Genomic DNA, 14,488 nt, shown 5'->3' with positions numbered 1-14,488 from the left:
ACGTCGGGTGAAAAGTGTACCGAGAAAACCCCACCACTTCCTGTAAATTTTTACTTGTTGTTATTTTTTGGCGGGTCTGCTGCTTTGCTGTGTTTTGGCGGCGGAGGTGGAGGTTCGCTTAAACCGTTGCCGCCGCGCGGTTGGCCACCAGGTTGTCCACCACGCCGGGGTCGGCGAGGGTGGAAGTGTCGCCCAGCTGGTCACACTCGTCCGCGGCTACCTTGCGCAGGATTCGGCGCATGATCTTGCCCGAGCGGGTTTTCGGCAGCCCCGGCGCCCACTGAATTACATCCGGAGTGGCGATGGGGCCGATTTCCGCGCGCAGCCAGTTGCGCAGGGTCTGGTGCATTTCCTCGCTGGGTTCCACGCCGCTGTTCAGAGTGACGTAGATGTAGATGCCCTGGCCCTTGATGTCGTGAGGGTAGCCCACCACGGCGGCCTCGGCCACCGCTTCATGGGCTACCAGTGCGCTCTCCAGCTCCGCGGTGCCCATGCGGTGGCCGGATACATTGAGCACATCGTCCACGCGACCGGTAATCCAGTAGTAGCCGTCCTCGTCGCGGCGGGCACCGTCGCCGGTGAAATACATGTTTTCAAAGGTGCTGAAATAGGTATCGACAAAGCGCTGGTGGTCGCCGAACACCGTGCGCATCTGCCCGGGCCAGCTGCCCAATAACACCAGGTTGCCGTCGGCGGCACCGTCCAGAATATTGCCGTCGTTGTCCACCAGTGCCGGCTGTACGCCGAAGAAGGGTCGGGTGGTGGAACCGGGCTTGAGGGGCGTGGCACCAGGCAGCGGAGTGAGCATATGGCCGCCGGTTTCCGTCTGCCACCAGGTATCCACAATCGGGCACTGGTTGCGGCCGAAGGTGCGGTGGAACCATTTCCAGGCTTCGGGGTTGATCGGTTCGCCCACGGTGCCCAGCAAACGCAGGCTCTCCAGGCTGGCACCGGCCACTGGCTTGTTGCCCTCGGCCATCAGTGCGCGAATGGCGGTGGGAGCGATATACAGCACATTGATCTGGTGATCGTCGATGATCTGCGCCACCCGGGTCACGTCCGGGTAGTGGGGGACCCCTTCGTACATTACGGTGGTGGCGCCGTTGGCCAGCGGCCCGTAGACGATATAGCTGTGGCCGGTAATCCAGCCCACGTCCGCCGCGCACCAGTAGCGCTCGCCACGGCGGTAGTCGAAGACGTATTCGTGGGTGAGGGAGGCGTAGGTGATGTAGCCACCGCTGGTGTGCAGCACGCCCTTGGGTTTGCCGGTGGAGCCGGAGGTGTAGAGGATAAACAGCGGGTCTTCCGCACCCATCACTTCCGCCGGGCAGTCGTCGCTCTGGGCGGCCACCAGTTCGGCATAGTCGCGATCAATGGCCGGGTTCCAGTCGGTGGCGTCGTCGGTACTGTGCTGGGGAGAGCGGAACACCACCACGTTTTCCACGGTGGTTTCCTTGCACAGGGCAACGGCGCGGTCCACGTTCTGTTTGAGTGGCACCGAGCGGCCGCCGCGGCGACCGGCATTGGCGGTGATCAGGATGCGGGACTGACCGTCGTCCATGCGCCCGGCCAGGGCCTCCGGTGAGAAGCCGGCAAACACCACCGAATGCACCGCACCAATGCGGGCGCAGGCCAGCATCGCTACCGCCGCTTCCGGCACCATGGGCATGTAGATGGTCACCACATCGCCCTTCTGAACCCCCAGGCTCTTGAGACCGTTGGCAAAGCGGCAGACATCCCGGTGCAGCTCGCGGTAGCTGATCTCGCGGGAGGTGCCCGGTTCGTCGCCCACCCACAGGATGGCGGTGTCATCGCCGTGTTTTTCCAGATGTCGGTCCAGACAGTTGGCGGCCACGTTCAGCTTGCCGTCGGCAAACCAGCGGATATGCAGGTCGTCTTTCGCAAACGACGTGTCCTGTACCTGGGTAAATGGTTGGATCCAGTCGATGCGCTGGGCCTGCTCGCGCCAGAAACCATCCGGGTCCTGCACGGAGCGGTTGTACATTTCAAAGTAACCCGCTTCGTCCAGCAGTGAACTGGCGGCGTAGCTATCGGGAACGAGGTATGTCTCTGGTTGACTGGTCACGGATAGGCCTCTCATCAGTGCAATTTCTTATGCAGTGCATTCTGGCACTGGCGCCGCGACAGGTCGTATTAGACAAAAGTCGAAAGGCTGTACTGGAGGGAGATGGTTACCATGTGTTTCTATCTAGACATTGGTCGAATGTAGACCATTGGTTAATACCAGATTGATCCGCGAAGTTGTTTGCTTGGAGTGCTCACTCCAACAAACGACGGCAAGGACAAAGACTATGTCGGTAACAATAATAAAAAGCAGTTTGGCCGGTGCGATCGCGCTGGCAGCGATGGTGAATGGCTTACCCGCAACCGCGGCCGAGTCAGACAATCTTTCATCCCAAGCAATGACCGCCGAACAGTTGCAGCAGCGCATTGCCCAGCTACAGGCTCAGGTGAACCAGTTGGCGGCCAGTCAGCAGGCTCAGATTGTGGAAAATCCGGAACCGCCCAAAACGGCCACCTTTGGCAGTACCGAGATCCAGATTGGTGGTTACATCAAACTGGACAGCATTTTCAGTGATTACTCCGATGGCAGTGCGGCAACCGCGGGTATCGGTGAAGATTTCCTGGTGCCTTCCACCATTCCAATCGGTGGCGAGAGCGGGGGCGTGCACTACAACGCCCACGCAAAATCCACCCGCCTGTTCTTCAAGTCATCCACTCAGGCCGGTGCCGGCAGTGTGGATACCCATATCGAGATCGATGCCATGGCGGGCGGGCAGGGGGATGAACGTATCAGTAACTCTTATGCCCAGCGCCTGCGTCACGCCTATGTGAACTGGAATATCGATGGCGACCGTTCACTGCTGGCCGGTCAGGCCTGGTCCACGTTTTTCAATGTGGGTACCCTGCCGGAAGGGCTGGATTTTGTCGGCCCGGTGGGCACGATTTTCGAGCGCCAGCCGCAACTGCGCTATACCCAGGGCTTCGGCAGTGGCAAGGTGATGATTGCTGCGGAAAACCCGGCCACGACCCTCTACAACGGCGCCGAAAACCCCTACGACGACAACAGTCGTCCGGATATGGTGTTGCGCTATGACAACAATATCGGTGACCTGAGTTATTCCATTGCCTCCATGAGCCGCGAACTGGCCTACGACCACGCAGATGGCAGCAACGAATCCGAGCAGGGCTACGCCATCAGTCTCGCCGGTAAATGGCAACTGGGTCGCGACGACCTGCGCTTTATGTACAGCTACGGCAATGCCCTGGGCCGTTACCTCGGGCTGAACAGCTACCGCGGCGGTATTATCAATCCCGTTGATGGCAGCATAGATCTGATCGACCAGCACGGCGGCTATGTGGCCCTACGCCATTTCTGGAGCGATCAGTGGCGCAGCAATCTGGTGCTTTCCGCTACCGCGGCGGACAACCCTGAAATGGTTTCCGATATGACGCCGTCTTCCTACCAGAGCCTGCACCTGAACCTGATGTATTCGCCGGTACCCAAAATGACCCTGGGTGGTGAGTATATTTTTTCCAGTAAGGAAGTGGAGAACGCGAGTGGATTACTCACCGACGATGAAGGATCCCTTCAGCGCATGCAGCTTTCTGTGAAGTACGTTTTCTGACGGGAAATATCTTTTCTGATATTTTTTTGGGAATAGTTTCCATATTCAAATCGACAATAAGTAAACGATAAAGTGGAGTGAAGACGATGAGTTTCGAGAGTAAACAGAAGGCCAGTGATTACTGGCGGGAGAACCTCAAGCTGATGCTCAGCTTGCTGGTGGTGTGGTTTGTGGTTTCGTTTGGTTGCGGCATTCTGTTTGTGGAAGAACTGAACCAGATCCGCATGGGTGGATTCAAACTGGGCTTCTGGTTTGCCCAGCAGGGCGCCATCTATATGTTCCTCGCGCTGATTTTTGTTTACGTCTACAAAATGAATCAGCTCGATAAAAAGTACGGCGTCTACGAAGACGACGAACCTGCCGAGCAGACGAGTACCGCCGCTGCACCCGAAGCGCGACAATCCCAAGCACAACAGCTGCAGGGAGGTCACTAAACTATGGACGTACAGAGCCTTACCTTCCTGATAGTCGGTGCGACTTTCGTTCTCTATATCGGCATCGCCCTCTGGGCCCGTGCCGGCTCCACTAACGACTTTTACGTCGCCGGCGGCGGCGTACACCCGGTGGCCAACGGCATGGCCACGGCGGCGGACTGGATGTCGGCGGCCTCGTTTATTTCCATGGCCGGCCTGATTTCCTTTATGGGTTATGACGGTGCGGTATACCTGCTGGGCTGGACCGGCGGTTACGTGCTGCTGGCACTGTGCCTCGCGCCTTACCTGCGTAAGTTCGGTAAATTTACCGTACCGGACTTTATTGGCGACCGTTACTACTCCCAGGCTGCCCGTACCGTGGCCGTGATCTGCGCCATTTTTGTGTGCTTTACCTATGTGGCCGGGCAGATGCGCGGTGTGGGCGTGGTCTTCTCCCGCTTCCTGGAAGTGGATATCGCCACCGGTGTTGTGATCGGCATGGGGGTGGTGTTCTTCTACGCGGTCCTCGGCGGTATGAAGGGCATTACCTACACCCAGGTTGCCCAGTACTGCGTACTGATCTTTGCCTACATGGTGCCGGCGATCTTTATCTCCATCATGATGACCGGCCATGTACTGCCGCAGACCGGTTTCGGTGGCATGCTGTCGGACGGAACCTATCTGTTGGATAAACTCGACGGACTTTCTGCGGAACTCGGGTTTGCGGAATACACCTCGGGGACGAAAAGTACCATCGATGTGTTCTTTATCACCGCCGCATTGATGGTGGGTACCGCGGGTCTGCCCCACGTGATTGTGCGCTTCTTCACCGTGCCGAAGGTACGCGACGCGCGTAAATCGGCGGGCTGGGCACTATTGTTTATTGCACTGCTTTACACCACCGCACCGGCCATTGCCTCCTTCGCCCGTGTGAACATGATCGACACCATCAACGGTCCGGACGGCAATGGCACCGCCCACGCTGAAGCGCCGAGCTGGATTTCCAACTGGGAAGAAACCGGTCTGATCAAATGGGAAGACAAGAACGGCGATGGCAACATGTTCTACTCCGGTGACGAGCGCAACGAGATGAGCGTCGACCGCGACATCATGGTGCTGGCGAACCCGGAAATTGCCAATCTGCCGGCCTGGGTAATTGCCCTGGTGGCCGCCGGTGGCGTGGCGGCAGCGCTGTCCACCTCTGCAGGTCTGTTACTGGTAATTTCTACATCGATTTCTCACGACCTGTTGAAGCGCAACCTGATGCCGAATATCAGTGAGAAGAAGGAGCTGCTCTACGCTCGCGGTGCGGCCGCGGTGGCCATCTGTATTGCCGGCTATCTCGGGATCAATCCACCGGGCTTCGTGGCGCAGGTGGTCGCCTTTGCCTTCGGGCTTGCGGCGTCGTCCTTCTTCCCGGCGATCATCATGGGGATCTTCTCCAAGCGGATGAACAAGGAAGGCGCTATCGCCGGTATGGTTTCCGGTATCCTGTTTACCGCGGCCTATATCTGCTACTTCAAGTTCATCAACCCGGCGGCCAACACCCCGGACAACTGGTGGTTTGGTATCTCCCCGGAAGGCATCGGTACTCTCGGTATGATTATCAACTTCGCGGTGGCGATCGCGGTGGCGAAAGTGACCCGTGAGGCCCCGAAAGATGTGCAGGAAATGGTCGAGAGCATTCGCTTCCCGCAAGGCGCTGGCCAGGCCAGCGCGCACTGATCAATGGTGTGACCCCTGCTTAAGGGGTCACAATATTGAACCAGAAGGGGAAGTTATCCAGTAAGCCCACAAATTGGACAAAACTATCGGAGTCACCATCAATCTTGACATCACCCTGATTCACCGCTGATTTCAGGTCGGTCTCACCCAGCTGAATGGAATCCAGTACGGTTTTCGGGATATTGATGGTGGCATCCGGTTTAGTCATCGGCGTAGGGAAGTAATTCAGTACGCCATTTTCAACGATGACCGCGTATTCCTTTTTCAAATCCGGGAAATTCATATTCAGTGCGATTCTCTTACCGGCAGCTTTTGGACCATTGAGCCTGACCGCGAGGTAGTCAAACAGCATTTCCGGTGACATGGCACGTATAGTGTCCGGACTGGCGGCGTTGACACCGCCGGATGAGGGAGTGCCATTGCGTAATTCGAAGGCGGCCTGCAAATACTCCGAACGCCAAGTGCCGGCTTCCGCCTGGTAACCGAGCTGTTCGTAGGTATCTGCCAGCAGGTTTTTCGCTGCGGTATTGTCGGGTTCGGCAAACACCAGCTGGTTGAGTGCTTCTGCCACCCAGCGGTAATCGCCCTTGTCAAAATCTGCTTTGGCGCGCTTCATGATGGCGTCAGCACCGCCCATGTACTCGACATACTTCTTCGAAGCTTTTTCCGGCGGCAGTCGGTCCAGATGGGCGGGATTGCTGTCGTACCAGCCCATGTAACGCTGGTACACGGCGCGGGAATTGTGGCGCAAGGTGCCATAGTAGCCGCGGTTTGGCCAGAAGTCGTTCAGCTCTGGCGGCAGCTCGATCATGTCGGCAATTTCCGGCCCGGTGTACCCCTTGTTCAACAGGTTTACCGTTTGATCGTGGATGTATTTGTACAGATCCCGCTGCTTTTTCCAGTAATCCACAATTTCCCTGTTGCCCCACATGGGCCAGTGATGGCTCTGGAATTTCACTTTGACCTTGCCGCCATACAGGGCGATGGTCTCATTCAGATATTTTGCCCATACCAGCGGATCCCGTACCTGAGCGCCGCGCAAAGTCAGGATATTGTGCATAGTGTTGGTTGTGTTCTCGGCCATCCACATGGCATCCCATTGCGGGAACCAGGTGTTCATTTCTGCCGGTGCCTCGGTCCCCGGGGTCATCTGGAATATCATTTTCACGCCGTCAACAGTGATTTCTGTACCGGTTTTGGAAACGATCTCCGTAGGGGGAATCATTGTGATGGTGCCGGTGGAATTAGACTGCCCCAAGCCTGCATTCACACTGCCCTGGGCGTTGCGTGGTAGTACCGCGCCATACATAAAGACCGCGCGCCGTGACATGGCATTACCCGCCAGAATCATTTCGCTGACGGCGTGCTCCATAAAGCCCTCCGGCGCAATGATTTTCACCTTGCCCGCGTCAACATCGGCCTGACTGACAATGCCTTTGATTCCCGCGTAGTGATCCACATGGGAGTGGCTGTATACCACGGCCTGGATCGGGCGTTCGCCAAGTTCTTTTGTGACCAGCTCGTGCGCCGCCCTGGCGGTTTCGGTAGAAATCAACGGGTCGAAAACGATCCAGCCGCTATTGGTTTTCACATAGGTGATATTGGTAATGTCATAACCGCGGACCTGAAAGATGTTATCGGTTACCTTGTAAAGTCCGTACAGCATATTCAGTTGTGCATTGCGCCAAAGGCTCGGATTGACAGTGTCCGGGGCCGATTTGTCGAGACCGATGAATTTTTTGTAGGCCTCCATATCCCATACCACATTGCCTTTGGCATCTTTAATCGTCAGGCTCTCCGGTCGTGCGATCAAACCACGTTGGGCATTTTCAAAGTCGGCCTTGTCATTGAATGGTAATTCTTTCAGTACCTGGGCATTGGCGGCTTTGGTGGCCGCCGATGCAGGTTTGGGCTCTTCGCTGGATACCGCTGCCATCTGCAGTAGTAAAAATGCACCGAGCAACGCGCGCATTGGGGGATTGAGTTGGCGTGAATTTCTCATAAGTATCTGCTGGTTCCGTAAGCCAATTTGCGAATATGCGGAAAGCCTAGACCATGTCTTCATCCGGGAATGCGCTGAAAACTTCCTTGGTAGATGAATTTGAAGATTATTCACGCCAAAAAGCGCCAGCAGAAGGAAAACGAAATGGAAGGCACAGTTAGTCTGCCGTTGTTTTGGGAGGTATGACTTTTCGTCTGGCTCTGGTTTCCACGTTGAGCCGCGTTACTGGTAGAGCGTTTTATGTGGCTGAAGTTTATTTTTTCGGTTACCACACGATGCCGCGACCACTGGTGAGGTAATGTGTAGCGTTTAGTAGGGGCAGAAAGATACAGAAACCGGTAGTGGCAGGAAGTTGGTTCGGTGGGGGCAAGCGGTTTCAGAGAAACCGCGGATTAGATTTTGAGTGCCGCTTTGTCAAACTTCCCAGACCATCAGTAGCAGTGGGTCATTACTTCCAGGTAGGGTAATTCGACCTTGCTTCTTGAGCCCTATTTCCTCCAACACCCCAATGGATGGATGATTTTCCGGAGATGCAATAGCGACGATACGTTGTAGCCCCAGTTGCTCTTGCGCCCAGGCCATTACCGCGTGGGCAGCTTCTCGCGCGAATCCCTGTCCGCGATACTGCGGAAGAAATGCAAAGCCGATATCTACATCGTCCAGTCCATCGCGGCGAATCAGTCCTGCCTGACCGATGGGTGTGCCATTGTGCAGCTCCACACAGTACATGCCAAAGCCATGGGTCTTGTACATGGTTAGCGGGCCTTTTTTGAGGTACTCGCGGGCATCTTCCAGGGTCCGCACACCGCGGTCGCCAATAAAACGGTGAAAATCTGGATCGTTCACCAACGCGAGGGTGAAACGGGCATCGTCGTCGCTTTGCGTGAGCTCACGAAGCTGCAGGCGGGTTGTAATTAGTGGGGGCATGACCGGAGCACTCCATGGTTGATCCGGCCATTGTAACGGCAATTACGCGATAGGCTTAGCGTAGAGAGTGGAGGAACTGCAGGTGCCGTTCGTACTGGGACAGAATGTCGGTCAATAACTGATCGCTGGTCCAGCCCATTACATCGTAATCCTGGCCTCCCTCACTCAGGTGCACTTCAGCGCGAAAATAAATATCCGGGGAGCCATTGTCGTGGTTGTCGTCCAGCACCGTATCCGCATTGCTGGCATTGGGTTTCAGGTGTGCTTTGGGGTAAATACTGTAGAGAAAATCCACTTCATCACCTTGGTAGACGGTGAGATGAATAACTGCGTTCTCGTCTTCGGTGACTTCTGCAACAAATCCATTCTTCTGCATCTGCGCGGCAAATTTGTGCAGAGCCGGTTCGGCAATCTCTCGGATATACTCGTGTACCTCCTGAAGCGAAGGCAACTGCACCAGGTTGCGCAATCGACGCTCCCAGGAGACCGGGTTGCGTGCACTGATAGGAGCCACCGGTGCTGACTGTGCATCTTTTTTCGCTGAGTCCATGCGCAGTGCCTTGACCAGGCCGTATATGGCTACCAATAAAATGATGGAGAAGGGGAGTGCACTGGCAATGGCGGCGGTTTGTAATGATGCGAGCCCGCCGGCAAGAAGCAGTGCGATGGCCACGACCCCGATAATTGCTGACCAGAATATCCGTTGCCAGGCGGGGGTGTCGTCACGCCCGTGAGAAGAAAGCATGTTCATTACCATGGCTCCGGAATCTGCAGAGGTGATAAAAAATATCACCACCAGAATAATAGCGAGGCCGGATAGCGCCTGGGAGAAGGGAAATTGCTCCAGAAACTGGAACAGTGCCAGAGACTGGTCTTTCTGAATCATATCGGCGAGAGACTGCAAGCCGTCGTCCCGAATCAATTTGATCGCTGAGTTGCCAAATACCGTCAGCCAGATGATGGTAATCAGTGTAGGCATCAGCAGGGTGCCCACAGCGAATTCCCGGATGGTGCGGCCGCGGGAAATACGCGCGATAAATAACCCGACAAAGGGGGACCAGCTCAGGCACCAGCCCCAGTAGAAAATGGTCCAGCCACCGATCCAGTCTGTGGGGGCGTAGGCGTAGAGATTGAAAGTGCGGTTGACCAGAACAGAAAGATAGCTGCCGAGGTTCTGCACGAACGCCTGAAACAGAAATACAGTACTGCCCAGAACCAGAATGGTCAGGCACAGCAGCGCCGCCAACCCCATATTCAGTTGTGAAAGTCGCTTGATACCTGCATCCAGCCCCACTACCACGGAGACTGTGGCAAGGGAGGTGGTCACCACGATCAGTATGACCTGGGTTACCTCGCCCACGGGAATACCAAACAAATGATTCAGCCCCGAGTTCATTTGCAGCACGCCGAAGCCTAGTGTCGTGGCAACACCGCATACAGTACTGACAATGGCAAATACATCAATGGCGTGTCCGATTGGCCCGTGAATTCGTTCGCCAATCATCGGGTAGAGTGCCGAGCGCAGAGTCAGGGGAAGGTTGTGGCGGTAGCTGAAGTAACCGAGAATCAGCGCAACGCCGGCAAAAATAGCCCAGACGTGAAAACCCCAGTGGAAGATACTCAGGATCATCGCCTCACGAGCCGCCTCGATTGTACCCGGCTCGGCATCCGGCGGGTTTATATAGTGCATTACCGGCTCGGCCACACCAAAAAACAGCAGCCCGATACCGATGCCGGCGGAAAACAGCATGGCGAGCCAGGACCAGAATCCGTATTCGGGTTTTTCATGTTCCGGCCCGAGTTTGATGTCACCGAGCCGCGACATGCTGATGATGACTACCGTCACCAGTAACACCGCGACAATCAACACGTAGTACCAGCCCATGTAAGTGACGATGCCGCTCTGCATGCTCTGGAAGCGAGTGGTTGCATCCTCTGGAAAAAACACCGCGTACGCCACCAGTAAAAGCAGTAGGCCGGTGGCGGTATAGAACACCGGGGGATCAAATTTTGCTTTTCCGTCTTCCGTGGTGTGCGATTGCATTGGTCTGACTCGGTCGGGAAATGTCGGGTTGAATCAATCTCTCAGGGTTTTTACCGAAGAGACTAGCGTAAGGTGTGCAGAAATTGCAGGTGGCGTTCGTACTGGGTCACCATATCCGTAAGCAACTGATCTTTGGTCCAGCCCATGACATCGTAGTCCTGGCCACCTTCATAGAGATGGACTTCCGCGCGGAAATACGTATCCGGGGAGCCGTCATCGTAATCGTCTGCCAGTTCCTTGTCGGGCTGACTGGCATCGGGCTTGAGCGTGGCCTTGGGATAGATGCCGTAAACAAACCCGGTTTCATCCCCCTGGCATACGGTCAGCTGGACCCACTGGTTGTGTTTCTCCGTGACGGTGGTCTCGTAGCCGTTTTTCCGTATTTCCTCGGCGAACTCCTCCAGCGCGGGCTTACCCACGTCCCGAATATATTCGTGGACCTCCGCCAGAGACGGCAGTTTGAGCGCATTTTTCAGTCGCCGCTGCCAGACTACGGGGTTTCTAGCACTGATAGGCGCGACAATGGCGGATTGGGTGGTGCGTTTAACGGTGTCTGTACGCAATGCCTTGACCAGCCCGTACATCGCGCATAACAGAATGGCCGAGAAAGGCAATGCGCTGGCGATAACCGCGGTCTGGAGCGAACCCAGGCCTCCCGCAAGAAGCAGTGCGATAGCAACAACGCCGATCAGTGCACACCAGAAAATCCGCTGCCAGAGTGGAGTTTCATCTTTTCCGTGAGAAGAGAGCATGTTGACGACCAGGGCACCGGAGTCGGCTGAGGTGACAAAGAATACGATCACCATGATGACCGCGACAAAGGAGAAAACCGACGAGAAGGGGAACTGCTCCAGAAACTGGAAGAGTGCTACCGACTGATCTTTCGCAACGATTTCCCCCAACTGTGTCATCCCCTGATCGAGAATCATGTGGATGGCGGAGTTGCCAAAAAAGGTCATCCATAGCATGGTCACCAGTGCCGGAACCAGCATGGCGCCAATGACGAACTCACGAATGGTCCTGCCCCGGGATATGCGCGCAATAAACAGGCCCACAAAGGGGGACCAGGACATCCACCAGCCCCAGTAGAGAATTGTCCAGCCTCCGAGCCAGTCGGTGGGCTCGTAGGCAAACAGGTTGAATGTCTTGCTGACGATTTCCGATACGTAACTTCCGAAGTTTTGCACGAACGCCTGCAGCAGGTATACCGTACTGCCCAGTAACAACACCATGATCAGAAGTATCGCGGCGAGGGTCATATTGAGCTGTGAGAGGCGCTTGATCCCGGCATCCAGCCCGAGAACTACCGAGACTGTGGCGAGAATGGTGGTAACCACAATCAATACGACCTGCACCGACTGTCCCACTGGTAGCCCGAACAGGTGATTGAGCCCGGAGTTGATCTGCAATACGCCGTAGCCGAGCGTAGTGGCGACACCGCACACGGTACCGACAATAGCGAATACATCCACCGCGTGGCCAATGGGGCCGTATATACGCTCGCCGATCAGTGGATACAGGGCGGAGCGCAGGGTGAGAGGGAGTTTATGGCGATAGCTGAAGTAGGCGAGTATCAGGGCCACAATGGCGTAGATGGCCCAGGCGTGGAAGCCCCAGTGGAAAAAGGTCAGCACCATGGCTTCGCGGGCGGCAAATACGGTACCCGTTTCGCCAACCGGTGGCTGCAGGTAGTGCATGACCGGCTCGGCCACGCCGAAAAACAGTAATCCTATCCCCATACCAGCGGAAAACAGCATGGCGAACCAGGAGGTAAAATCGTACTCGGGCTCCGCGTGCTCCGGCCCCATTTTAATTTCGCCGAATCGGGACATGGCAATAATGATGGTGCCAATCAGAATCACCGCCACCGTTAACACGTAGTACCAGCTCATATGCGTTACGATCCACGTCTGCATGGTTTTAAACGTGGATGTCGCGTGGTCGGGAGCCAGAACGGCATAGGCGACCATCATCAGCAGTACCGCGGTGGCCGAGTAAAATACCGGTGGATTGAAATGAGCCGGTTGTTTACTACTGTCGATAGTGTCAGGCATTCCCGAGTCCTAAAATGTACCACCCCTACGTAGAGGTATAATTTTGCGCCGATTGCTCACAGCATAGACGAAAGTTAGCCTTATAAACACAGCTCATATTATTGCCGGTTGATATGTGGAAAATTTCTCAAACTGTCGAAATTCCTCTGGAAGAAGTCGAGATGCACGCGATGCGGTCCGGTGGCGCCGGCGGCCAGAATGTCAACAAGGTGTCCACGGCGATTCACCTGCGCTTTGACATTCAGGCCTCCAGCCTTCCCCCCGTAATAAAGGAGCGCTTGCTTGGCTTGCGCGATCAGCGGATTACCGCCGATGGCGTGGTGATCATCAAGGGGCAGCGCTTCCGTACCCAGGAAAAAAACCGGGCGGATGTACTGGAGCGCTTGAGTGAGCTGATTGTCAGCGTGGCGAAAGCCCCGAAAAAGCGGGTACCCACCAAGCCCACTCGCGGCTCCAGAGAGCGTCGCTTGCAGCACAAGTCCCAGAGGGGGAAGATAAAGTCTCTGCGTGGAAAAATCACCGATCACTGAACGCCCATATATCAGAAGGAGAATTCATGCCCACCCGATACAGCGCGCGTGACCTGAAACAATTTGCCAGCGATCTGTTTGCATCAACGGGCCTCGCTCGCGTACGTGCCGATGTGATGGCGGAAACGTTTTTGCAGGCGGATCTGATGGGGTTTACTACCCATGGGTTGCACCGTGTGGCGAGCAATCTCAATTGGCTGGAAAGCGGTGCTTCACGCATTGAGGGTAACCCTCATGTACTGTCGGACCGCGGAAACTGCTTTAACTGGGATGCGGAATTCTTACCCGGTCCCTGGATTGTCAGTCTGGCCATTGACCAGGCGCTCGAGCGGGTCCAGGAACACGGCGTTGTGACCGCAACCATTCGCCGCAGCCAGCATATTGCCTGTCTGGCCGCCTACCTTCCAAAGATTATCGAGCGCAATTGCGTAGGAATTCTCACCTGCTCCACCCCCGCAGAAGAAACCGTTTCTCCACAGGGCTGTAAAACGCCCCTGTTTTCCGCCAACCCTCTCGCTTTCTGCGCGCCTGCCGCAGACTACCCCCTGTTATTTGATATCAGTATGTCGGTGACCGCCGGTGGCTATGTCGCACGTGCGGAGCGAGAAGGTAAGCAGTTGCCGGAAAGATATCTCAAAGACAGTGACGGTAAGCTGTCTGCTGATCCGGCAGTCTTTGCCGAGGGCGGTAGTATTCTGCCCGTGGGGGGAGCAGATCACGGTTACAAGGGCGCGGCTTTGTCCGCCATGTTGGAAATTCTCACCATGGGGCTTGGCGGCTATGGTCGCGCAGATGATGTGGCAGCGGATGATGAAGCCAATTCTGTATTTCTGCAGATTATCGACCCTAAAGCATTTGGCAGTGAGCAGAGCTTTCTTCGCCAGACCGCAGCACTCACCCATCTATGGGAGTCCTGTGAGACGGATGGCGGCGGGGCCCCACGGGTACCCGGCAAGCGGGCCTGGGATCTGCGTCGCGAGCAGATGGCACAGGGCGTTTCACTTTATCCCACCATCGAAGAAGATTTGCAGAAGCTTTCCAGTGAATACGCCATTCCCATGCCGGCGGTGATAGGTGACTGAAAACCATTTTCAATTTCACCACTGGTGAAATATGGGTTACCGGGATAGCTGGTAACTTACT

Annotated in this window: 10 protein-coding genes; 5 read left to right on the top strand and 5 right to left on the bottom strand. The window is 55.8% G+C overall.

What is annotated here, in order from left to right:
- Positions 1-118: 118 nt before the first annotated feature.
- Positions 119-2,086 (bottom strand): acetate--CoA ligase, encoded by a 1,968-nt coding sequence (gene acs, locus AU11_RS08385; RefSeq protein WP_043320243.1) that lies wholly within the window; start codon positions 2,084-2,086, stop codon positions 119-121.
- Between the two features lie 226 nt (positions 2,087-2,312).
- Between acs and AU11_RS08380 the strand changes: the two genes are divergently transcribed.
- The 3 genes from AU11_RS08380 (at position 2,313) to AU11_RS08370 (ending at position 5,788) form a co-directional block, all read left to right on the top strand.
- Positions 2,313-3,650 (top strand): DcaP family trimeric outer membrane transporter, encoded by a 1,338-nt coding sequence (locus AU11_RS08380; RefSeq protein WP_197023807.1) that lies wholly within the window; start codon positions 2,313-2,315, stop codon positions 3,648-3,650.
- A gap of 86 nt (positions 3,651-3,736) precedes the next feature.
- On the top strand, positions 3,737-4,084 hold the full coding sequence (locus tag AU11_RS08375) for a DUF4212 domain-containing protein (protein WP_043318672.1): 348 nt from the start codon (positions 3,737-3,739) through the stop codon (positions 4,082-4,084).
- Between the two features lie 3 nt (positions 4,085-4,087).
- Positions 4,088-5,788, top strand: a complete 1,701-nt coding sequence (locus AU11_RS08370) for a sodium:solute symporter family protein (protein ID WP_043318670.1) — start codon at positions 4,088-4,090, stop codon at positions 5,786-5,788.
- A gap of 19 nt (positions 5,789-5,807) precedes the next feature.
- On the opposite strand, the gene AU11_RS08365 is transcribed toward AU11_RS08370, so the two are convergent.
- From AU11_RS08365 to AU11_RS08350, 4 genes are all read right to left on the bottom strand, one after another.
- Positions 5,808-7,790 (bottom strand): alkyl/aryl-sulfatase, encoded by a 1,983-nt coding sequence (locus tag AU11_RS08365; protein ID WP_051687100.1) that lies wholly within the window; start codon positions 7,788-7,790, stop codon positions 5,808-5,810.
- Positions 7,791-8,204: 414 nt separating this feature from the next.
- Positions 8,205-8,717 (bottom strand): GNAT family N-acetyltransferase, encoded by a 513-nt coding sequence (locus AU11_RS08360; RefSeq protein WP_043318667.1) that lies wholly within the window; start codon positions 8,715-8,717, stop codon positions 8,205-8,207.
- A 55-nt stretch (positions 8,718-8,772) separates the two neighbouring features.
- Positions 8,773-10,761, bottom strand: a complete 1,989-nt coding sequence (locus AU11_RS08355; RefSeq protein WP_043318665.1) for a choline BCCT transporter BetT — start codon at positions 10,759-10,761, stop codon at positions 8,773-8,775.
- Between the two features lie 62 nt (positions 10,762-10,823).
- On the bottom strand, positions 10,824-12,815 hold the full coding sequence (locus tag AU11_RS08350) for a choline BCCT transporter BetT (RefSeq protein WP_043318663.1): 1,992 nt from the start codon (positions 12,813-12,815) through the stop codon (positions 10,824-10,826).
- Between the two features lie 113 nt (positions 12,816-12,928).
- Here AU11_RS08350 and arfB point away from each other — a divergent pair, with 113 nt between their 5' ends.
- Together arfB and AU11_RS08340 are read left to right on the top strand one after the other, a co-directional pair.
- On the top strand, positions 12,929-13,345 hold the full coding sequence (arfB, locus tag AU11_RS08345; RefSeq protein ID WP_043318662.1) for an alternative ribosome rescue aminoacyl-tRNA hydrolase ArfB: 417 nt from the start codon (positions 12,929-12,931) through the stop codon (positions 13,343-13,345).
- A gap of 26 nt (positions 13,346-13,371) precedes the next feature.
- A complete protein-coding gene (locus tag AU11_RS08340; RefSeq protein ID WP_043318660.1) occupies positions 13,372-14,427 on the top strand; it encodes an Ldh family oxidoreductase in 1,056 nt (351 codons plus the stop codon).
- Positions 14,428-14,488: the final 61 nt, after the last annotated feature.

Origin of the sequence: Microbulbifer sp. HZ11 (assembly GCF_000708675.1) — a bacterium.
GTDB lineage: Bacteria > Pseudomonadota > Gammaproteobacteria > Pseudomonadales > Cellvibrionaceae > Microbulbifer.
Note: the sequence above shows the minus strand (reverse complement) of the source record. Positions and strands in the feature narration are given on the sequence as shown.

Bases quoted from the DNA above. Each gene is read 5' to 3' on its own strand.
- AU11_RS08380 (WP_197023807.1), top strand. From the start codon at position 2,313: ATGTCGGTAACAATAATAAAAAGCAGTTTGGCCGGTGCGATCGCGCTG.
- AU11_RS08375 (WP_043318672.1), top strand. From the start codon at position 3,737: ATGAGTTTCGAGAGTAAACAGAAGGCCAGTGATTACTGGCGGGAGAAC.
- AU11_RS08370 (WP_043318670.1), top strand. From the start codon at position 4,088: ATGGACGTACAGAGCCTTACCTTCCTGATAGTCGGTGCGACTTTCGTT.
- AU11_RS08365 (WP_051687100.1), bottom strand. From the start codon at position 7,790: ATGAGAAATTCACGCCAACTCAATCCCCCAATGCGCGCGTTGCTCGGT.
- AU11_RS08360 (WP_043318667.1), bottom strand. From the start codon at position 8,717: ATGCCCCCACTAATTACAACCCGCCTGCAGCTTCGTGAGCTCACGCAA.
- AU11_RS08355 (WP_043318665.1), bottom strand. From the start codon at position 10,761: ATGCAATCGCACACCACGGAAGACGGAAAAGCAAAATTTGATCCCCCG.
- AU11_RS08350 (WP_043318663.1), bottom strand. From the start codon at position 12,815: ATGCCTGACACTATCGACAGTAGTAAACAACCGGCTCATTTCAATCCA.
- arfB (WP_043318662.1), top strand. From the start codon at position 12,929: ATGTGGAAAATTTCTCAAACTGTCGAAATTCCTCTGGAAGAAGTCGAG.
- AU11_RS08340 (WP_043318660.1), top strand. From the start codon at position 13,372: ATGCCCACCCGATACAGCGCGCGTGACCTGAAACAATTTGCCAGCGAT.